Source organism: Bradyrhizobium sp. CCBAU 51627, from assembly GCF_028128765.1.
Classification (GTDB): Bacteria; Pseudomonadota; Alphaproteobacteria; order Rhizobiales; family Xanthobacteraceae; genus Bradyrhizobium.
This window is the reverse complement of record NZ_LBJG01000090.1, coordinates 1-19,187: the sequence shown is the minus strand read 5'-3', so window position 1 is coordinate 19,187 and position 19,187 is coordinate 1. Positions and strand designations below refer to the sequence as shown.

Sequence of the window (19,187 nt, the reverse complement as noted above, 5' to 3'; positions counted from 1 at the left end):
CTGCGGAATCGTCCTTGAGAAGATGCATCTCTGCCACTTTGCGTTTGGAGGCGAAAATTCTATAGTTGCAGCGCAGAAGAGAAGAAAAAATTTTCTCTTTGCGCGCTCGAAACGAGACATATATAGAAAATAATTCCAGTCAACCCCGAATTGGGGGAAACGAGTATCGCATGCGGTTCTTGCCGGTGTTTCTCGATCTCAAGGCCGGTCCGGTGGTCCTCATCGGCGCGGGTGAGCTTCTGCGCGCCAAATTGCGCGTGCTCGCGGCTGCCGGCGCGCGCATTCGCGTACATGCGGTCGATACCAATCATGAACTGGGCCTCAGCGCCGAGGACGCCGCGCGTATCGAGATCGCGGCCAGCGATCCGCTGACGGCTGACCTCTCCGGCGTCATTGCCATCGTCTGTGCGGGAGCGGGCGACGTTGGCGTTGCGATGTCGGCCCGGGCGAAGGCACTCGGTCTTCCCGTCAACGTCATGGACGATCTCGAGCATTCGAGCTTCATCTTCCCCGCAATCGTCGACCGCGGCGATGTGGTGGTTGCGGTCGGCACCGGCGGCACATCGCCGGTGGTGGCGCGGCGCGTGCGCGAGAAGATCGAGGCGCTGCTGCCGGCGCGCATTGGCGAACTCGCCGACTTCATCGGTGGCTTCCGCAAATCCGTCAACGAGCGTATCGCCGAATTTCCGTTGCGCCGCCGCTTCTGGGAGCGCGTCATCGACGGCCCGATCGGCGCTGCCGTGCTCGCCGGCCGCAAGGACGAGGCGGACGCCGCGCTCAAGGCGATCTCCGATCCCTGTGATTTCGCACGTGCCGACAAGCCGCAAGGCTCTGTCGCGCTGGTCGGCGCCGGTCCCGGCGATCCCGATCTTCTCACCATCAAGGCGTTGCGCGCGTTGCAGGACGCCGACATCGTCTTTCACGATGAGTTGGTCTCTCCCGAGATTCTCGACCGCATCCGCCGCGATACGACGCGCGTTGCGGTCGGCCGCCGCGTGGGCAAGCCGGGCATCGGCCAGGATGCCATCAACAAACGGATGATCGAGGCCGCGCAAGCCGGCCAGCGCGTGGTGCGGCTGAAGGGCGGCGATCCCTTCGTGTTCGGCCGCGGCGGCGAAGAGGTCGAAGCATTGCGCGCCGCCGGGATCGCCTACTCGATCATCCCCGGCATCACGGCAGGACTCGGCGGCGCTGCCGATTTCGAGGTGCCGCTCACCTACCGTCACGAAGCAACACGGATCACCTTTCTCACCGCGCACAAGGCACGCGATGCGGAAGCGGTGGATTGGTCGACCCTGACCGACACCAGGATGACCGTCGTCGTCTACATGGGCATGACGGCGGCACCGGCTGTGCGCGCCGGCCTGTTCGCGGCCGGTCGCTCTCCGGAAACGCCGGTCGGCGTGTTCGCCCGCGTCACGCGGCCCGATGCGCAGAGCGCGATCGGTACGCTGCGCGAGCTGCCCGAGCTGGTGCGGCGGATCGATGGTGGTCCCGCCATTCTCATCATCGGCGACGTGGTCCGCCATGCCGGTTCGCTTCGCCGTCAAACTCCAAAGCAAATCATCTCTGACCTATTGGATGCAGCCGAATGACCTCCCCGCTTGAACAGAAGAAGATCAAAATCGCCGGCCCTTCGGTCGTGACCGCCAACCGCACCTGGGACGGCATCGTTGTGTATCGCACCGCCGCCAAGAGCTGGTCCGCCGATCTCTCGGAAGCCGCCATCGTGCGCAACTCCGACGAAGCCAAGGCGTTGCTCGCGGAATCGGTCGCCGATGACGTCGGTGCCGTGGGTCCCTATATCGCCCCGGTGCAGGTCGGCGACGACGGCAAGGTCGAGCCCGGCAATCTGCGCGAACACATCCGCCGCACCGGCGTGACCATCGGACAGCCGGCCCAGGTTTGAGGCAGCCGCTTATGTATGCTTACGACGAAATCGATCGCACGCTCGTCAACGAGCGCGTCTCGGAGTTCCGCGACCAGGTGAAGCGCCGCCTTTCGGGCGAACTCACCGAGGACGAGTTCAAGCTTCTGCGGCTCCAGAACGGCGTCTATCTGCAATTGCACGCCTACATGTTCCGCGTTGCAATCCCCTACGGCACGCTGGCGACGAGCCAGTTGCGGGCGCTGGCCCATGTCGCGCGCAAATACGATCGCGGCTACGGCCACTTCACCACGCGGCAGAACATCCAGTTCAACTGGATCAAGCTCGCCGAGCTGCCGGATGCGCTGGCTGATCTCGCCAAGGTCGGTATCCACGCGATGCAGACCTCCGGCAACAACATGCGCAACGTCACCTCGGACCAGTGGGCCGGCGTTGCGCCCGGCGAGATCGAAGATCCCCGCATCTGGTCGGAATTGATCCGCCAGCACACCACGTTGCATCCGGAATTCTCGTTCTTGCCGCGCAAGTTCAAGATCGCGATCACCGCGTCGGACCACGATCGCGCCGCGATCAAGATCCACGACATTGGGCTGCGGCTGGTCAGGAACGAGAAGAACGAGACCGGCTTCGAGGTGCTGGTCGGCGGCGGGCTCGGCCGCACCCCGTTCATCGCCAAGACCATCAAGCACTTCGTGCATGGCCGTGACATCCTCAGCTATATCGAGGCGATCCTTCGCGTCTACAACCAGTACGGCCGCCGCGACAACATCTACAAGGCGCGCATCAAGATCCTGGTGCACGAGCTCGGCATCGAGAAATTCTCGCGCGAGGTCGAGGAGGAGTGGCAGCACATCCGCAACTCCTCGCTCCAGATCGACGACGAGGTGATCGAGGACATCCGCTCGCGCTTCACCTATCCGGCCTACGAGAAGCTGCCGCACATGCCGGACGAGCTGCGCCAGGCCGCAGCCGACCCCGAGTTCGAGGCGTGGCGCAAGAGCTCGGTGGCCCCGCACAAGGTGCAGGGCTATTCGATCGTCACCATCTCGTTGAAGCCGATCGGCAAGCCTCCGGGCGATGCGACGGCCGAGCAGATGGATGCGCTGGCCGATCTCGCCGACAAGTACTCCTTCGGCGAGATCCGCGTCGGCCACGAGCAGAACCTGGCGCTGCCGCACGTCGCCAAGCGCGACCTGCCGGCGCTGTGGAAGGCGCTCGACAAGCTCGGGCTCGCGACGCCGAACGTCAATCTGATCACCGACATCATCGCCTGCCCGGGTCTCGACTATTGCTCGCTGGCGAATGCACGCTCGATCCCGATCGCGCAGGAGCTGTCGCGACGATTCGCCAACCACGAGCTGGCCAATCTGATCGGCCGGCTCCACATCAACATCTCCGGCTGCATCAATGCCTGCGGCCACCACCATGTCGGCCATATCGGCATTCTCGGCGTCGAGAAGAACGGCGAGGAGGTCTATCAGATCACCATCGGCGGCCGCGCCGACGAGAATGCCGCGCTCGGCACCCTGATCGGGCCAGGCGTCAAGTTCGACGAAGTCGCGGACGTCATCGAGGACGTCGTGGAAGCCTATCTCGCGCTGCGCGAGCGGCCCGACGAGCTGTTCATGGACACCGTGAAGCGCCTCGGCGTCGAACCCTTCAAGGAGCGCGTCTATGCCACTCGTTAACGGCGGAAAAATCGTCGACGACAGCTTCGTCAAGCTCGCCGTCGACACGCCGCTGCCCGAGAGCGGCGGCATCCTGGTGCCCGCCGAGCGCTTCATCGGCGAGGCGGATGCGCTGCTCAAGCGTGCCGGCAAGGTCGGCGTGATCTGGCCGAACAACCGCGACATCGACGAGCTGGTGCCGTATCTCGGCAAGATCGCCGCCGTGGCGCTGGTGTTCCCGACTTTCCGCGACGGACGCGCCTACAGCCAGGCGCGGCTGCTGCGCGAGCGTTACAATTATCGCGGCGAGTTGCGTGCGACCGGCCAGGTCCTGCGCGACCAGTTCGTGTTCATGCTGCGCGCCGGCTTCGATTCCTTCGAGGTCAAGAAGCAGGCCGACGCGGAAGCCTTCATGCAGACCGCGAAGCGCTATTCGGTCTTCTACCAGCCGACCGGCGATGGTCGCATCACGGCGCTGCACCGGCGCATGCAGCTGCGTCATTCGGAAGGCGTCGGCACGTGAACGCGATCGCGCCCCAGGTCTCGTCCGCTTCCCCGCTGCCTTCGGCGGCAGAGCTCGATCGGAGCTTGCGCGATGCTTCGCCCGCGGAGGTCATCGCTGCCGCGCTGAAGGCGGTCGGTCGCGACAAGCTGGCGCTGGTGTCGTCCTTCGGCACGGAATCGGCGACGCTGCTCAAGGTGATGGCCGATGTCGATCCGGCGATACCCGTGATCTTCCTCGACACCGGCTGGCTGTTCGAGGAGACGCTGGCCTATCGCGATACGCTTGTAGCGACGCTGGGCTTGAAGGACGTCCGCTCGATCAAGCCGGCGGAGGAAACGTTGACGCGCGAAGATCTCGATCGCGACCTCTGGTTCTCCGATCCCGATGCCTGCTGCCGTATCCGCAAGGTCGAGCCGCTGGCGCGTGCGCTAAAACCGTTCTCGGCCTGGCTCAACGGCCGCAAGCGTTTTCAGGGCAATGCGCGCGCCGACATTCCCGTGGTCGAGGACGATGGTGCGCGGCTGAAGTTCAATCCGTTTGCGAATGTCTCGCGCGAGGAACTCGAGGCGATTTTCGTCCGCGCCAATTTGCCGCGCCATCCACTTGTGGCGTCCGGCTTTCGCTCGGTCGGGTGTATGCCTTGCACGAGCAGAACGGCCGAAGGTGAGGATGAGCGCGCAGGTCGCTGGCGTGGCCGCGCCAAGACAGAATGCGGTATCCACACGATAAAGACTTCGTAGTACAGTCGCGCTGCGAGCTCACGTACAAGAAAATCCGGTTCCATTGACTTGAGAGCGTTTCGCCACGAGTTTCGCCTGCATGCCTTCGTCGACATTGGCGTCGTCGAAGTGAATGGAGATGGACTTGATGCGCCGTATCGTTCCACTCGCTGCAGGATTGCTGGCTACGATTTTCTTGGCAAGCGCGGCTCTTGCCGCTGATATCAACCTGTTGAACGTGTCATACGACCCGACGCGCGAGCTCTATGTCGAATTCAACAAGGCGTTCGCGAACGCCTATCAGAAGGAGACCGGCAAGAGCGTCGAGATCAAGCAGTCGCATGGCGGCAGCGGATCGCAGGCGCGCGCGGTGATCGACGGATTGCAGGCCGACGTGGTGACGCTCGCGCTTGCCTACGATATCGACGCGATCGCGGCCAAGGGTCTGATAGCGGCCGACTGGCAGAAGCGTCTGCCGCAGAATTCATCGCCCTACACCTCGACCATCGTGTTCCTGGTGCGCAAGGGCAATCCCAAGGGCATCAAGGATTGGGACGATCTGCTCAAGCCCGGCGTTGCCGTGATCACGCCGAACCCAAAGACCTCGGGCGGCGCGCGCTGGAATTATCTTGCCGCCTGGGGCTTTGCGCAGAAGAAATACGGCTCGGCCGACAAGGCCAGGGATTTCATCGGAAAACTCTACCAGCAGGTGCCGGTTCTCGATACCGGCGCCCGCGGCGCAACCGTGACCTTCGTCGAGCGCGGTGTCGGCGATGTGCTGCTGGCCTGGGAGAACGAGGCGTTCCTCGCCCTGAAGGAGTTTGGAGCGCAGAAGCTCGAAATCGTGGCGCCGCCGCAGTCGATCCTGGCCGAGCCGCCGGTGGCGCTCGTCGACAAGGTGGCCGGCAAGAAGGGCACGCGCAACGCTGCCGACGCCTATCTGCAATATTGGTATACGAAGGAAGGTCAGGAGATCGCCGCGCGCAATTTCTACCGACCGCGCGATGCCGAGATCGCCAAAAAGTACGAAAATTCCTTTGCCAAGGTCGAACTCTTCACGATCGACGACGTCTTCGGCGGCTGGACCAAGGCACAGAAGGAACATTTTGCCGAGGGCGGTATCTTCGATCAGATCTACAAGAACTGATCCGGCGCCGTCCCAAGGGAGTTCAGCAGGGGGCCAGGTGAGCGCAATTGCAGCACGACGCCGGACGTTGCCGGGCTTCGGTCTCACGATGGGGCTGACGCTGACCTGGCTGTCCGTCATCATCCTGATCCCGCTCGCCGGGCTATTCCTGAAATCGCTGGAGCTCAGCCTCGAGCAGTTCTGGGCCATTCTGTCCAGTCGGCGCACCCTGAACGCGCTCCGCATCTCGTTCGGGCTCGCGTTTGGGGCGGCATGTGTCAATCTCGTGATGGGCAGCATCATCGTCTGGGCACTGGTGCGCTATCGTTTTCCGGGCCGGCGGATCTTCGATGCGATCGTGGACGTGCCGTTCGCATTGCCGACGGCGGTGGCCGGCGTCGCGCTGACCGCGCTGTTCGCTGAGAAGGGCTGGCTCGGCGCGCCGCTCGCCGCGCTCGGCATCAAGGTGGCGTTCACGCCGCTCGGCATCTTCGTGGCCATGATCTTCATCGGCATTCCTTTCGTGGTGCGCACGGTGCAGCCGGTGCTGCAGGATCTCGATCCCGAGATCGAGGAAGCCGCAGGCAGCCTGGGTGCGAGCCGCTGGCAAACCATGATTCGCGTGATTTTGCCCTCGCTCGCACCGGCGCTGCTGACAGGCCTCGCGCTCGCCTTTGCCCGTGCGGTCGGTGAATACGGCTCGGTGATCTTCATCGCCGGCAATCTGCCGAACGTTTCGGAAATCGCCCCGCTCCTGATCGTGATCCGGCTGTCCGAATTCCGCTATGCCGACGCGACCGCGATTGCAGCGGTCATGCTCGTCGTCTCATTCATCGTCATCTTCGCCGTCAACCGGCTGCAGCGCTGGGCGCAGCATCGGGACGCGGAACGGTAAGGACGGAACGATGGCGATGCAGATCAGCGATTCAGCCATGCTCGCCACGTCCGGTGCGAAGGCTCGCGCACGAGCAGCTGCGCTGGAGAACATCCGCACCGAGCCTGCCGCTGTCCGCATCGCCATCATCACGCTCGCAGTGTCGTTTCTCACGATTTTCGTCGTGCTGCCGCTGGTCCTGGTGTTCGCACAGGCCTTTTCGAAGGGTTTCATGGCCTATGTCACGGCACTGGCGGAGCCGGAGGCGCTGGCTGCGATCAAGCTGACTCTGCTTGTCGCCGCGATTTCGGTCACGCTCAATCTGGTGTTTGGTCTGGTGGCCGCCTGGGCCGTCGCAAAGTTCGAGTTTTCCGGCAAGACCTTCCTGATCACGCTGATCGACCTGCCGTTCTCGGTGAGCCCAGTGATCTCAGGCCTCGTCTTCGTGCTGCTGTTCGGTGCACAGGGTTATTTCGGCGGCTGGCTCAGGGATCACGACATCCAGATCCTGTTCGCGGTGCCCGGCATCGCGCTCGCCACCACCTTCGTGACCTTCCCCTTCGTGGCGCGCGCACTGATACCGCTGATGCAGGAGCAGGGCACGCAAGAGGAAGAAGCCGCGATTTCGCTCGGCGCCTCCGGCCTGCGGACTTTCTTCCGCGTGACGCTGCCCAACATCAAATGGGGTTTGCTCTACGGCGTTCTGCTCTGCAATGCGCGCGCGATGGGCGAGTTCGGCGCGGTCTCGGTCGTTTCCGGCCACATCCGCGGCGAGACCAATACCATGCCGCTGCTGGTCGAGATTCTCTACGACGAGTACCAGTTCGTGGCCGCGTTCGCGATCGCCTCGCTGCTCGCGATGCTGGCGCTGATCACGCTGGTCGCCAAGACAATCCTGGAGCGACGGTTGGACGGAGGAGAAGATCGTGACCATTGAAGTCAGGAAACTCGTCAAGACATTCGGTAGCTTCAAGGCCCTCGACGGCGTCGACCTCAAGGTTGATAGCGGCGAGTTGCTTGCACTGCTTGGCCCGTCCGGTTCAGGAAAAACGACACTACTGAGGATCGTCGCGGGGCTCGATTGGCCCGATGCGGGCGAGGTTTTGATCAATGGCGAGGACGCGCTCACGCACGGCGCGCGCGAGCGTCACGTCGGCTTCGTGTTCCAGCACTACGCGCTGTTCCGCCACATGAGCGTGTTCGAGAACGTCGCCTTCGGCCTGCGTGTGCAGCCGCGCGCGATCCGCAAGGACGAGACGACGATCCGCGCGCGGGTCAAGGAACTGCTCGATCTCGTGCAACTCGACTGGCTCGCCGACCGCTATCCGAATCAGCTTTCCGGCGGTCAGCGCCAGCGCATCGCGCTTGCGCGTGCGCTTGCGATCGAGCCGCGCATCCTCCTGCTTGACGAGCCGTTCGGCGCGCTCGATGCGAAGGTGCGCAAGGAGCTGCGCAAATGGCTGCGTTCGCTGCATCATGAGATCAACGTCACCTCGATCTTCGTTACCCACGACCAGGAAGAGGCGCTCGAAGTCGCCAACCGCGTCGTCGTGATGGACAAGGGCCGGATCGAGCAGATCGGCTCGCCCGATGACGTCTACGAGACCCCGGCGACGGCCTTCGTTCACGGCTTCATCGGCGAGTCCATCGAGCTGCCGGTCCAGGTCGCGGACGGTGTTGTCAGGCTCGGCGAGCGGCCGCTTCCGCTCAAGGCAGAGGGCTTGGCGTCTGGCGCGTCAAAACTGTTCGTGCGGCGACATGACATGCTGGTCGGTCCGGCCGGCTCCGGCGCATTCGAGGGCGCCGTCCAGCACGTCCGCAATTTCGGCCCGGTGCAGCGGGCCGAGGTCGCGCTCTCAGGCGGCGAAACCATCGAGATCGACGCCCCCCGCGACCGGGAACTGCGTGCCGGCGACACCGTCGGTCTCGAGCCCCGCCGCTACCGCATATTTGCGGGGTAAGCCCCCGTCGTTCCGGGGCGCGTGCCAGCGCGAAACCGCAAATCCCGAGGTTGTCGCGCGAGATTCTCAGGTGCGCAATAACGCACCATAGTTCAGCGCTGCGCGCTGCCCCGGAATGACAGCTACGATTTTCGTCAAAATTCACCTTTCAGCCATTGTTCGTATGCAACAACGGCCCCTCATTTGGGGGCCTCTGAACATGCGCGCTGCGGCCGCAATTCTCATTACTTTGCTTCTCGCCGGCTGCGCCGGCAACGAAGCGCCGGTCCAGCAGCCGTCGATGTACGCGGACATGTCGGTCCCGGGCGCCAAGCTCGATGCGCCGGCCGCCGCGATCATGATCTCGCAATACCGCCAGAACAACGGCCTCGGCAGCGTCGAGATCGACCCCGATCTGATGCGGCTCGCCGAATCCGAGTCCGATGCCATGGCCGCAGCCAACAAGATGGACCATGACGTCCGCGCCCCCTTGGGCAAGCGGCTCAATGCCGGCGGCTATCCCGCGACCGTGGCGGTCGAGAACATTTCGGCGGGCTATCATACGCTGGCGGAAGCGTTTTCCGGCTGGCGCGACTCGCCCCCACATCGCGCCAACATGCTCAAGAGCGGTGTCACAAAATTGGGCATAGCGGCGAGCTATGCTCCAGGCACCAAATACAAGGTGTTCTGGACCATGATCCTGGCGTCCGCCGAGCCCCGATAAGCCAGACTTGATCCCGGGATGCATTGACGCCGCGGCAGACTGTCGGCACGGTGGCTCGCCTTTTGCTATTAGTCCCTTATGACAGATCACGGCCCGGAAATCGCAACAGTCCCCGCGAAGGCGCAGCGCGTCCTGGTTCTCCAGGGCGGCGGTGCGCTCGGCTCCTATCAGGCCGGCGCCTATCAGGCGCTGTGTCATTTCGATTTCGAGCCCGAATGGGTCGCCGGCATCTCGATCGGCGCCGTCAACGCCGCCATCATCGCCGGCAACGAGGGCCAGACCCGCGTCAAGCGGCTCAAGGAATTCTGGGAGATGGTTTCCGCGCCGGTGCCGTGGAAGCCGATCGGCAAGAGCGATCACAGCCGCGAGCTGTTCAATTCCACCAGTGCCGCGCTGATCGCGACCTTCGGCGTGCCCGGCTTCTTCGTTCCGCGCGTGCCGCCCGCGCCGCTGTGGCCGCCGGGCAGCCCGCAGGCCGAGAGCTATTACGACACTGCGCCGCTGAAGAAGACGTTGGAGCGGCTCGTCGACTTCGACAGAATCAACGATCTCAAAACTCGCTTGTCCGTCGGCGCGGTCGGCGTCACCTCGGGCAATTTCAAATATTTCGACAATTACGAGTTCAAGAAGCTCGGCAAGAAGATCGGCCCGGAGCACATCATGGCCTCCGGTGCGCTGCCGCCGGGATTTCCGTCCGTGGTCATCGACGGCGAGCATTATTGGGACGGCGGCATCGCCTCCAACACTCCGCTCGACTTCGTGCTGGATGCGGAGCTCTACCGCGATCTCCTGATCTTCCAGGTGGATTTGTTCAGCGCCCGCGGCGATCTGCCGACCTCGCTGCTCGAGGCCGCCGAGCGCGAGAAGGACATCCGCTATTCCAGCCGTACGCGGATGAACACCGACAAGAACAAGCAGGTCCACAACACGCGCAAGGCGCTGCGTGAGCTGATCGACAAGCTGCCGGACTACCTGAAGAATGATCCGTCGGTCGAGATCCTCAACAAGGCGGCGCGCGAGAGCACGGTCACGGTGGTGCACCTGATCTATCGCAGCAAGAACTACGAATCCTCGTCCAAGGACTACGACTTCTCGCATGTCGCCATGGTCGAGCATTGGGAGAGCGGCGTGCGCGACGTGCATCTGTCGATGCGCCATAAGGATTGGCTCGAGCGGCCACAGTCCGGCGAGACCATGGTCACCTACGATCTCACGGGGGACGTCACCGCGCCCCCGGCAAAAAGGAGCGAATGATATGGGTACTCTCTCAGGCAAGAACGCCGTCGTGACAGGTTCGACCAGCGGCATTGGCCTTGCCTATGCGCGCGCCTTCGCCGCCGCCGGCGCCAATGTCGTCATCAATGGCTTTGGATCGCCGGAGGATATCGAGAAGGAGCGCGCCAAGATCGAGTCCGATTTCGGCGTCAAGGCGATTTACTCGCCCGCCGACATGACCAAGCCGGCCGAGATCGCCGGGATGATCGCACTCGGCGAGAAGACGTTCGGCTCGGTCGACATCCTCGTCAACAATGCCGGCATCCAGTTCGTCTCGCCGATCGAGGAGTTCCCGCTCGAGAAGTGGGACCAGATCATCGCGATCAACCTGTCATCGGCTTTCCATGCCATCCGGGCTGCCGTTCCCGGCATGAAGAAGAAGGGCTGGGGCCGAATCATCAATACCGCCTCGGCGCACTCGCTGGTCGCCTCGCCCTTCAAGTCGGCCTATGTGTCGGCCAAGCACGGCATCGCCGGCCTGACCAAGACTGTGGCGCTCGAGGTCGCGACGAGCAAGATTACCTGCAACTGCATCAGCCCCGGCTATGTCTGGACGCCGCTGGTGGAGAAGCAGATCCCCGATACGATGAAGGCCCGCAACCTCACGCGCGAGCAGGTCATCAACGACGTGCTGCTCGATGCGCAGCCGACCAAGGAGTTCGTGACCTCCGAGCAGGTCGCCGCGCTGGCGCTGTTCCTGTGCAGCGACGATGCCGCGCAGATCACGGGCACGAACCTGTCGATCGACGGCGGCTGGACCGCGGAGTAAGGGCCAAACCCGTAGGGTGGGCAGAGGCGCGAAGGCGCCGTGCCCACCCCTCTTCTCGATCGAAACAGAGGGTGGGCACGCTTCGCTTTGCCCACCCTGCGAAACCGCGAACGAGGCGGCTGCTTCCGCCTCAATGACTCCAGGCCAGCGCCGTCACGATCGCGGATTGCAGGTTCAATTCCGCGAACATGATCTTGCCGGCGACCAGCATGAGGACGCTGGCGAGCGTCAGGCGCAGCACCATTTCGGGCACGCGTGTCGCGCTGTAGCTGCCGATGATGATGCCGGGCAGCGAGCCCATCAAAAGCACGCCCATCAGGCTCCAGTCGACGTCACCCAGTGCCCAGTGGCCGATCCCGGCGACCAGGGTCAGCGGAACCGCATGGGCGATATCCGAGCCGACGATCGTCGCCACCGGCAGGCGCGGGTAGAGCAACAGCAGCACGGTCACGCCGACCGCACCGGCGCCGACAGACGAGATCGAGACCAGCACGCCGAGCACGATGCCGGTGATGACGGTTGCCATCGCCGTGGTGCGCTCGTCGACTTGCTCGAGGCGGCGGCGATAGCGCTCCATGATCGATTTGCGGAAGATCAGCGATGTGGCGGTCAGCAGCAGCGCGAAGCACAGCACGACGTTGACGAGGTTGCGTTCGGTATCACTCTTCAGGTCGAGCTTCCACAACACGAGCAGCGTCAGCGCGCTCGCCGGAATGCTGCCGCAGGCGAGCCGCAGCACCGCCGGCCAGTGCACGCTGCGCGACCAGCCATGCACAATACTGCCGCCGGTCTTGGTGGCGGCGGCATAGAGCAGATCGGTTCCGACCGCGGTGGCGGGATGGACGCCGAACAGCAGGATCAGCAGCGGCGTCATCAACGAGCCGCCTCCCACGCCGGTCATCCCGACGAGCAGGCCGACGGCAAATCCCGACGCGACGTACAGTGGATCGATCATGTCCGCAGAATCTAAGTTGATCTCGTTGATTGAGCAATACGACGTAGAATAAACTTTCCCCGGGATGCAACCTCTTGGACGGAATAAGAAAAATTTCACTGTCCATTGGGGGTGGGGAGGTGTTTCGCCTTGTTCACGGGCTCGTTGCGAAACAGTCGTTCCCCAGGCGGCGGGCGGGTCCGGGTGTGTCGTTTCTATTTACCAAACGCCAGCACGTGCAGGCCCAGCCGCTGCCGCACGATCCAGAACAGCAGCACCGTCTCGAAGGTGAGCGAGATCGAGGTCGCGGCTGCGGCGCCGTGGCCCCCGAAGCGAGGTACCAGCACCACGCAAAGCACCACGTTCATCACGAACGCCAGTGCATAGGCCAGTGCGCAGATCTTCTGCTGGCCGAGCATGTTGAGCAGCCGCTCCACCGGCCCGATCGCCGCCCGCACCACGAGGCCGGTCGCGGCGATGAACATGATGTCGTAGCCGACAACGAATTGCGGTCCGAACAGCCAAAGCAGCGGCTTGCCGAGTGCGAGCAGCACGGCGGTCGCGGCGAGAGACGGCCAGAATGTCCAGACGATCGCGTGCGCGACATAGGCCGACAGCCGCGCCTTGTCGCCGCTGGCATTGTATTCGGCAAAGCGATGCGCCGTCGTCGCCGACATCGCGTAGTGAATGAACGACACCAGTGCCAGCGTCTTCACCACCGCGAAATACACGCCGACCTCGTCGGACGGGCGGAACTGCTGCAGCACCAGCACGTCGGTGTAGGACAACAGCAGGTAAAAACTTTCGACCAGCAGGATCGGCAGCGAGACCGCGAGCCAGCCGCTGATGTCATAGGCCTTGGGCCCGGGCTCGATGTGATCGGCGAGCTTGCGGTTCAGCACCACCATCTGTCCGGTCATCGCGATCCATACTGCACCGAGGCTCGCGACCATCGCCGCGACCGCGCCGAGATGAAAGCCGAGCAGGAAGGCGATAGCCGTGATGCCGATGATCAGCGCCTGGCGGATGATGAATTGCGGCATCAGGCCGAGCTGCATCCAGTCATGCGAGCGCGCGATGCCGTCCTGGGTGTTGGCGACGACGAAGGCTGGCAGCGTCATGCAGCCGATATAGAGCGGCAGCTCCTCGGCCGGATCGATCCAGGGCGACAGCAGTCTGACAACGCCTGCGAGCGCCAGCGACACCAGCGCGGAGACCGCAAAGGTGAGCCAGCGGCTGCCGGAGAGAAAGCCGCGCAGCAGTGCGTGGTTACCGCTGGCGCGATATTCCGGGATGATCTTCTGCGCAGAAGCCGAGATGCCGAAGTCCATCATGCTGCCGAGCAGCAGCACCCAGGTCCAGACGTAGACATAAATGCCGTAGTCGGACGTGCCCATCCAGCGCGCGAGCAGCACCTGCGAGACATAGGCGAGGCCCGCGCTGATGACGCGGATGAGGAAGATGGTGCCGGCCAGCCGCCGCGTCAGCGACGCTTCGCTCGAGCCGCCGGTCAGCCTGGCGCGCAGACGCGCGAACAGCCCAGCCGGTTCGGTCGTTGCAGGTTCTGCATCCATCACGGCCAAGACGAGATCCCCAGGCGTCCCGCATGTTGCGGCCGGCTTGGGACTAGCAACCATTCGTTAAGATTCGGTTGGGTGGGTTCCCGTTGCGCCGATCGCGGTGTCGGCTCACTCCAAATTGGTATTGAACTCGTACGATTTCTCCGGCCCGACCAGCGTGAACTTCAGCGCTGCGCCGTCAGGCTTGGCGCCCGGGGGCAATCCGTCGAGCTCGAACGAAAACCGCTTCACGCCGGGCGGGCCGTGCTCGACCTCGTCAGGGATCGGCAGCGACCAGTCCGGCGTCGGCCCTTCCACGAACAGATTGACCTTGCTGTCTTCAGGCGCGACGACGTCGACCAGCACGTTCTTGGGTCCGTCGCGCTTGACGTCGCGGATGGTCAGCGGATTGGGATCGCCGATATTGGCCGGCTTCGGCACGGTGTCGAGTGCTGCGCGCAAATTGGCATCTTCGGTCGAGGCGACATTGTTGAAGCCGAGCTCGACATTAGCCGCGACGGGAACGCAGAGCTTCTCGCACACGGCGTAGTTGATCTCGGCGCGCAACGTCACCGGCTTGTCCGCGGCCTTGGCGACGATGCGCAAGGGGAGCACGATCTGGTCGTGATAGCCGATCGAATGGCCGCCTGCGCCATCGTCGAACTTCTGCGGCGCCGGCCACATGACTGTCACCGCTTCGACATTGTCGGACTTCGAGAAGTCGAAGCGCGGCGGAACACCGGAATCGCCCGGCATGCGCCAGTAGGTTTTCCAGCCAGGTTGGATCTGGAACGCGATACCGCCGAGCAGCACTGCGCCGCTGCGCGATCCCGCGAGCAGCCGCACCGCGGAATGCCCGTCGCGCTGCCAGGGCGAGGCGTCGTCGGCATGGGCTACCGTCGCCAGCCATGACGCAAGCAGGGTTGTCGCGACGCCAATCGCCGCATGCAAGGGAACTCTTGTCAGCATGGCACGTCTTTACAGGGTCACCCCAGGGCAAACCATTGAATTGCTTGTGATGGATGCACTCGAATCAAGTCGCTGCAAGCCTTGATTTGACAGCGGCCCGGCCCGACATCAGGATAGGAATTGAAACCGGAGTGCTTTACCGATGGCTCCCACAGGCAAACGGACGGGCGAAAGCACCCGCAGCACGGGCCCCGCGCTTCCCAGTTCCGGTTATCTCGACGGCCGGCTCCTGATCGCAATGCCCGTGATGGGCGACTCGCGCTTCGAGCGCTCGGTGATCTACCTCTGTGCGCATTCCGCCGAGGGCGCGATGGGCATTATCGTCAACCATCCGGCAGGCAGCATCGATTTCCCGGAGCTGTTGGAGCAGCTCGGCATCATCAAGAAGGGCGAGCACATCAAGCTGCCGGAAAATGCCGAAAGCATGAAGGTGCTGGCCGGCGGTCCGGTCGACACCGGTCGCGGCTTCGTGTTGCATTCCAGCGATTTCTATATCGAGCATGCCACCCTGCGGATCGACGACGGCGTCTGCCTCACCGCGACCGTCGACATCCTGCGCGCAATCGCCAATGGCTCGGGTCCCAAGCACGCCATCCTCGCGCTCGGCTACGCCGGCTGGGCGCCGGGCCAGCTCGAGACCGAGATCCAGAGCAATGGCTGGCTGCATTGCGATGCGGATGCGGATCTGATCTTCGGCGACGATGTCGACGAGAAATACAGCCGTGCCCTGCGCAAGATCGGCATCGATCCCGGCATGCTGTCGAACGAGGCCGGGCACGCGTAGCGCTAGTCTCCGCTGTATTCGCCCCGCGCACCGCTGTCATGCCCCGGCTTGAGCGGGGCATCCAGTACGCCGCGGCCAAATCGGTTCAATCACTGCCGTCTCGGAGTACTGGATCGCCCGCCTTCGTGGGCGATGACAGCGGTTGCTGGAGCAGGGGCCTACTCCGCCGCCTGCTGCTGCATCGTCGGCTCAGTTCCCGCGACCGTCGCGCGGCGCATGTCGCGCGGCTGCGACTGGTCGTAGCGACGGACGCGGTGCATGGTCTGGCGGTTGTCCCACATCACGAGATCATGCAGCTTCCATTTGTGGACATAGACGAACTCTGGCTGCGTCGCGTGCTCGTTCAGGTCGCGCAGCAACAGCCGTCCCTCCGGCATGCTCATGCCGACGACCTTGCCGGCATGCGACGAGAGATACAGCGACTTGCGGTGATGCACGGGATGCGTGCGCACCAGCCGCTGCAGCACCGGCTTGAACATCGCCTTTTCTTCGTCGGTATATTCGGTGAAGCCGAGCGATCCCCGCGAATACATCAGCGAATGCTCGCAGACGAGACCATCGATCTCCGCCTTGGTCTCGTCGTCGAGCGCGTCATAGGCCGCGCGCATGTCGGCGAACTCGGTGTTGCCGCCCTTCGGGTTCACGACGCGCGCCGACAGCAGCGAGAATTTCGCCGGGATGGGACGGAACGAGCTGTCGGAATGCCAAAGGCAGTTGCCGAGGTTGAACAGATGCGTGCGGCTGTCTTTCGCCAGCGGCTTGCCGTCCTTGCCGAGGTTGGAGACGTCGTTGAGGCCGGACTGGAGCCGGTAGTCCTTTTCCTTCGTCACCGTGCCGCCGCGCGCATCCTCGCGCTGGCCGAAATTCAGCGCAAAGGCCATCTGCTGTTCGTCGGTGATGTCCTGGTCGTGGAAGACCAGCACCGCGTATTTGTCCATGGCGGACTCGACCTCACGGGCCTCATCCGGCGTGAGAGGCTTTCGCAGGTCGAGGCCGGAAACCTCGCCGACAAAATGCTTCTGAAGCTGCCGGATGGCAATCGTCATGGCGTCTCTCCCGAACCGCGAGCGGTTGGTCCCGCTCTGCTGGCGAAAAAGCTACTCCCGCGCGGGGTGATGTCAACGCTGCCCGCGCATGGCTCTTACGCGTTGCGTGCCATCAGGCCGCCATCGACCGGAATCACGGCACCGGTGAGGAAGGAGGCGGCCGGTAGGCACAGGCTCAGCGTCATATGCGCGACCTCCTCGGGATCGCCGTAGCGACCGAGTGCGGTGCGGCGCTTCGCGTAGATGGTCTTGTGCTCTTCCGAGATGCGGTCGGTGATGGCGGTGCGGATCGGGCCCGGGCAGATGCAGTTGACGGTGATGCCCTCGCGGCCGAGCTCGACCGCGAGCGAGCGCGTCAGGCTCGCGACACCGCCCTTTGCTGCAGAGTACGGGCTGTGCAATGCGGTGGCGCCGAGCGCCTCGGTCGAGGCGATGTTGACGATGCGCGGGGACTTCGACTTGCGCAAGTACGGCAGCGCGGCGCGGATGATGCGCGGATGCGCCGTCAGCATCACCGCGATGCCTTTGGCCCAGGCATCTTCGTAACCCTCGTCGTCGATCGCGATGCGCACGGAGATGCCGGCATTGTTGACGACGATATCGAGCCCGCCGAAATGCGCGGCGACGTCGCCGACCACGCGCTTGATCTCACCGCCGTCCGCAACGTCGAGCTTCCACGCCTTGGCTGAGCCGCCGCTGCCTGTGACGTCCTTGGCGACTGCCTGCGCACCTTGTTCGTCATAGTCAGTCACGGCGACGTTGGCGCCCTCGATCCCGAACACGCGCGCGGTGGCGCGCCCCATGCCACTGGCCGCACCGGTGACGAGAACGGTCAGGCCCTTGACGGAGCGGCTGAGCTCTTTGAACTCGGACATGCTGTTTCCTCGTGTCTCTTGTTTCTTGTTGTGAGATGGACAAGGCTGGCGTCGATCCGCAGACAGGTCAAGCAAGCAAAACAAAAGGGGAGGCCGCAATGGCGAACGAACTCGATTTCACAGGCAAGCAGGTTCTTGTCGTCGGCGGTTCCAGCGGTATCGGTAACGGCATTGCGCAAGCCTTTCGTGCCAGAGGCGCCAGCGTCGCGGTGTGCGGCACGCGTGCTCATGCGGCGGAATATCAGGCGGAGCAGGGCTCTGATCTCACCGGGCTTGCCTACGCGCAGCTCGATGTCGGCAACCCCGGCGCGATCGAGGCGTTCAAGCCATCGTTCGATAAGCTCGATATCCTGGTGCTCGCACAAGGCGCAGTGATCTATCGCCGCGGCGAGTTCGAGATGGCCGGCTTTCGCAAGGTCGTCGAGATCAACCTCATGAGCCTGATGGCGTGCGCAACGCGGTTTCACGCCATGTTGCGGGATTCCAGGGGCGCGCTGATCATGGTGTCCTCGACCGCGGCCTATCATTCCACCATGGGCAATCCCGCCTACAATGCCTCGAAGACCGGCGCGGTCGGATTGACGCGGACGCTGGGCGAGGCCTGGGCGGAAGACGGCATTCGCGTCAACGGCATCGCGCCGGGCCTCGTCGACACCAAGATGACGAAGGTGACGACCGACAATCCCAAGCGGCTCGAAGGTGCATTGTCGCGCATTCCACTGCGGCGATTGGGCACGCCGGCCGACATGGCGGGTGCAGCGCTGTTTCTCGCCTCGCCACTGTCGTCCTACATCATCGGCCAGACGCTGGTCGTCGACGGCGGACTCATCCTGTAGCGGGCGACACTTTCGCCATCGCATGGAACTGCGCTCATCCTGATCGGTTACTTGGGCAGACCCCGAGGAGGAGCATCATGGATACGGATCGGATTGTCGGATCGGCCAAGGAATTCGCCGGACGTGCGGAAGGCGCTGTCGGAGACATGGCAGGCGATTCCAAGACACAGGCGTCGGGCAAGGCCCGGGAAGCCGCAGGCACCGTGCAGAATCTCTACGGCCAGGCCAAGGATGCCGTGCGCGACGCAGCGGACACTGCGACGAGCTACGCCAAGGACGCCTATGAGAACAGCGGCGAGTCCTTCCGCGATGGCTCCAAGGCGATCGCGCAAAAGGTGCAGGACAATCCGCTCGGCGCACTGCTGGTTGCCGGCGGCATCGGCTTTGCGCTTGCGCTTCTGATGTCGCGCCCCGCACGCCGTCCGCCGCCGCGCTGGCGGTATTACAGGTAGTCGTTCTCCGGCGGTTCCGTGCCCCGAACGCAGCGCATCAGGTCGTGGTGCGCTGCTGAGCCGGGGCCGATTCTTTCCTGAATGTTGTGGGAGGAGCTGGGTCCGGCTCTGCGCAGCAGCGTTACACGCTGCAGCACGTCCGGGACATGAGACTAGAGCATCCGTCACTTAAGCTGAAGCGTATCCGTCGTGGCGGAAGTAGTTTTGGCATTCCTGAGGCGAGAAGTCGTCGATGAGAACGGCGA

At 63.7% G+C, this 19,187-nt stretch carries 20 protein-coding genes; 15 read left to right on the top strand and 5 right to left on the bottom strand.

Going from position 1 to position 19,187, the window contains the following annotated elements; all coding sequences use genetic code 11:
- Positions 1 to 170 precede the first annotated feature (170 nt).
- The 12 genes from cysG (at position 171) to XH88_RS34400 (ending at position 11,487) form a co-directional block, all read left to right on the top strand.
- Positions 171 to 1,595 (top strand): siroheme synthase CysG, encoded by a 1,425-nt coding sequence (cysG, locus tag XH88_RS34455; protein ID WP_271672651.1) that lies wholly within the window; start codon positions 171 to 173, stop codon positions 1,593 to 1,595.
- Complete coding sequence (locus XH88_RS34450) at positions 1,592 to 1,909, top strand: DUF2849 domain-containing protein (protein ID WP_271672650.1); 318 nt, start codon at positions 1,592 to 1,594, stop codon at positions 1,907 to 1,909. The genes cysG and XH88_RS34450 overlap by 4 nt, the downstream gene beginning before the upstream one ends.
- A gap of 11 nt (positions 1,910 to 1,920) precedes the next feature.
- Positions 1,921 to 3,576 carry a nitrite/sulfite reductase gene (locus tag XH88_RS34445; protein ID WP_271672649.1) on the top strand — a complete coding sequence of 552 codons (1,656 nt, stop codon included), beginning with the start codon at positions 1,921 to 1,923 and terminating at the stop codon, positions 3,574 to 3,576.
- Positions 3,563 to 4,078 carry a DUF934 domain-containing protein gene (locus XH88_RS34440; protein WP_271672648.1) on the top strand — a complete coding sequence of 172 codons (516 nt, stop codon included), beginning with the start codon at positions 3,563 to 3,565 and terminating at the stop codon, positions 4,076 to 4,078. Before XH88_RS34445 ends, XH88_RS34440 begins: the two co-directional genes overlap by 14 nt.
- A complete protein-coding gene (locus tag XH88_RS34435; protein ID WP_271672647.1) occupies positions 4,075 to 4,800 on the top strand; it encodes a phosphoadenylyl-sulfate reductase in 726 nt (241 codons plus the stop codon). Before XH88_RS34440 ends, XH88_RS34435 begins: the two co-directional genes overlap by 4 nt.
- Positions 4,801 to 4,927: 127 nt before the next feature.
- Entirely contained in the window at positions 4,928 to 5,926 is a 999-nt protein-coding gene (locus XH88_RS34430; protein ID WP_442868506.1) for a sulfate ABC transporter substrate-binding protein, read from the top strand.
- Positions 5,927 to 5,963: 37 nt separating this feature from the next.
- Positions 5,964 to 6,800, top strand: coding sequence for a sulfate ABC transporter permease subunit CysT (cysT, locus tag XH88_RS34425; RefSeq protein WP_271672645.1), 837 nt, complete (start codon positions 5,964 to 5,966; stop codon positions 6,798 to 6,800).
- A 10-nt stretch (positions 6,801 to 6,810) separates the two neighbouring features.
- Entirely contained in the window at positions 6,811 to 7,716 is a 906-nt protein-coding gene (cysW, locus tag XH88_RS34420) for a sulfate ABC transporter permease subunit CysW (protein ID WP_271672644.1), read from the top strand.
- Positions 7,706 to 8,740 carry a sulfate/molybdate ABC transporter ATP-binding protein gene (locus tag XH88_RS34415; RefSeq protein ID WP_271672643.1) on the top strand — a complete coding sequence of 345 codons (1,035 nt, stop codon included), beginning with the start codon at positions 7,706 to 7,708 and terminating at the stop codon, positions 8,738 to 8,740. The genes cysW and XH88_RS34415 overlap by 11 nt, the downstream gene beginning before the upstream one ends.
- 199 nt (positions 8,741 to 8,939) lie before the next feature.
- Positions 8,940 to 9,443: a CAP domain-containing protein gene (locus XH88_RS34410; protein ID WP_271672642.1), complete on the top strand. Its 504-nt coding sequence runs from the start codon at positions 8,940 to 8,942 to the stop codon at positions 9,441 to 9,443.
- A 78-nt stretch (positions 9,444 to 9,521) separates the two neighbouring features.
- Complete coding sequence (locus XH88_RS34405; RefSeq protein ID WP_271672641.1) at positions 9,522 to 10,697, top strand: patatin-like phospholipase family protein; 1,176 nt, start codon at positions 9,522 to 9,524, stop codon at positions 10,695 to 10,697.
- Between the two features lies 1 nt (position 10,698).
- Positions 10,699 to 11,487, top strand: a complete 789-nt coding sequence (locus XH88_RS34400) for a 3-hydroxybutyrate dehydrogenase (RefSeq protein ID WP_271672640.1) — start codon at positions 10,699 to 10,701, stop codon at positions 11,485 to 11,487.
- 130 nt (positions 11,488 to 11,617) lie between these two features.
- Here XH88_RS34400 and XH88_RS34395 read toward each other — a convergent pair whose 3' ends face one another.
- The 3 genes from XH88_RS34395 to XH88_RS34385 form a co-directional block, all read right to left on the bottom strand.
- Positions 11,618 to 12,442: a sulfite exporter TauE/SafE family protein gene (locus XH88_RS34395; protein WP_271672639.1), complete on the bottom strand. Its 825-nt coding sequence runs from the start codon at positions 12,440 to 12,442 to the stop codon at positions 11,618 to 11,620.
- Between the two features lie 194 nt (positions 12,443 to 12,636).
- Positions 12,637 to 14,004 (bottom strand): oligosaccharide flippase family protein, encoded by a 1,368-nt coding sequence (locus XH88_RS34390; protein WP_442868505.1) that lies wholly within the window; start codon positions 14,002 to 14,004, stop codon positions 12,637 to 12,639.
- Between the two features lie 105 nt (positions 14,005 to 14,109).
- The gene (locus XH88_RS34385) at positions 14,110 to 14,949 is read right to left on the bottom strand and encodes a protein-disulfide reductase DsbD domain-containing protein (protein WP_271672638.1); all 840 of its coding nucleotides are present in this window, start codon (positions 14,947 to 14,949) and stop codon (positions 14,110 to 14,112) included.
- Positions 14,950 to 15,091: 142 nt separating this feature from the next.
- Between XH88_RS34385 and XH88_RS34380 the strand changes: the two genes are divergently transcribed.
- On the top strand, positions 15,092 to 15,733 hold the full coding sequence (locus tag XH88_RS34380; protein ID WP_271672637.1) for a YqgE/AlgH family protein: 642 nt from the start codon (positions 15,092 to 15,094) through the stop codon (positions 15,731 to 15,733).
- A gap of 158 nt (positions 15,734 to 15,891) precedes the next feature.
- Here the strand turns inward: XH88_RS34380 and XH88_RS34375 are convergent, their stop codons facing one another.
- Both XH88_RS34375 and XH88_RS34370 read right to left on the bottom strand, forming a co-directional pair.
- Positions 15,892 to 16,779 (bottom strand): TauD/TfdA dioxygenase family protein, encoded by an 888-nt coding sequence (locus XH88_RS34375; RefSeq protein ID WP_271672636.1) that lies wholly within the window; start codon positions 16,777 to 16,779, stop codon positions 15,892 to 15,894.
- A gap of 95 nt (positions 16,780 to 16,874) precedes the next feature.
- Entirely contained in the window at positions 16,875 to 17,654 is a 780-nt protein-coding gene (locus XH88_RS34370) for an SDR family NAD(P)-dependent oxidoreductase (protein WP_271672635.1), read from the bottom strand.
- A gap of 98 nt (positions 17,655 to 17,752) precedes the next feature.
- On the opposite strand from XH88_RS34370, the gene XH88_RS34365 reads away from it, so the two are divergent.
- Positions 17,753 to 18,490, top strand: coding sequence for an SDR family NAD(P)-dependent oxidoreductase (locus tag XH88_RS34365; protein ID WP_271672634.1), 738 nt, complete (start codon positions 17,753 to 17,755; stop codon positions 18,488 to 18,490).
- 77 nt (positions 18,491 to 18,567) lie between these two features.
- Entirely contained in the window at positions 18,568 to 18,942 is a 375-nt protein-coding gene (locus tag XH88_RS34360; protein ID WP_271672633.1) for a CsbD family protein, read from the top strand.
- The last annotated feature ends 245 nt before the right edge of the window (positions 18,943 to 19,187 follow it).

Excerpts from the sequence above, each read along its gene's own strand:
- XH88_RS34370 (WP_271672635.1), bottom strand. The coding sequence starts at position 17,654 with ATGTCCGAGTTCAAAGAGCTCAGCCGCTCCGTCAAGGGCCTGACCGTT.
- XH88_RS34385 (WP_271672638.1), bottom strand. The coding sequence starts at position 14,949 with ATGCTGACAAGAGTTCCCTTGCATGCGGCGATTGGCGTCGCGACAACC.
- XH88_RS34450 (WP_271672650.1), top strand. The coding sequence starts at position 1,592 with ATGACCTCCCCGCTTGAACAGAAGAAGATCAAAATCGCCGGCCCTTCG.
- cysW (WP_271672644.1), top strand. The coding sequence starts at position 6,811 with ATGGCGATGCAGATCAGCGATTCAGCCATGCTCGCCACGTCCGGTGCG.
- XH88_RS34400 (WP_271672640.1), top strand. The coding sequence starts at position 10,699 with ATGGGTACTCTCTCAGGCAAGAACGCCGTCGTGACAGGTTCGACCAGC.
- XH88_RS34405 (WP_271672641.1), top strand. The coding sequence starts at position 9,522 with ATGACAGATCACGGCCCGGAAATCGCAACAGTCCCCGCGAAGGCGCAG.
- XH88_RS34380 (WP_271672637.1), top strand. The coding sequence starts at position 15,092 with ATGGCTCCCACAGGCAAACGGACGGGCGAAAGCACCCGCAGCACGGGC.
- XH88_RS34410 (WP_271672642.1), top strand. The coding sequence starts at position 8,940 with ATGCGCGCTGCGGCCGCAATTCTCATTACTTTGCTTCTCGCCGGCTGC.
- XH88_RS34430 (WP_442868506.1), top strand. The coding sequence starts at position 4,928 with ATGCGCCGTATCGTTCCACTCGCTGCAGGATTGCTGGCTACGATTTTC.
- XH88_RS34440 (WP_271672648.1), top strand. The coding sequence starts at position 3,563 with ATGCCACTCGTTAACGGCGGAAAAATCGTCGACGACAGCTTCGTCAAG.
- XH88_RS34445 (WP_271672649.1), top strand. The coding sequence starts at position 1,921 with ATGTATGCTTACGACGAAATCGATCGCACGCTCGTCAACGAGCGCGTC.
- XH88_RS34365 (WP_271672634.1), top strand. The coding sequence starts at position 17,753 with ATGGCGAACGAACTCGATTTCACAGGCAAGCAGGTTCTTGTCGTCGGC.
- XH88_RS34375 (WP_271672636.1), bottom strand. The coding sequence starts at position 16,779 with ATGACGATTGCCATCCGGCAGCTTCAGAAGCATTTTGTCGGCGAGGTT.
- XH88_RS34360 (WP_271672633.1), top strand. The coding sequence starts at position 18,568 with ATGGATACGGATCGGATTGTCGGATCGGCCAAGGAATTCGCCGGACGT.
- XH88_RS34395 (WP_271672639.1), bottom strand. The coding sequence starts at position 12,442 with ATGATCGATCCACTGTACGTCGCGTCGGGATTTGCCGTCGGCCTGCTC.
- cysG (WP_271672651.1), top strand. The coding sequence starts at position 171 with ATGCGGTTCTTGCCGGTGTTTCTCGATCTCAAGGCCGGTCCGGTGGTC.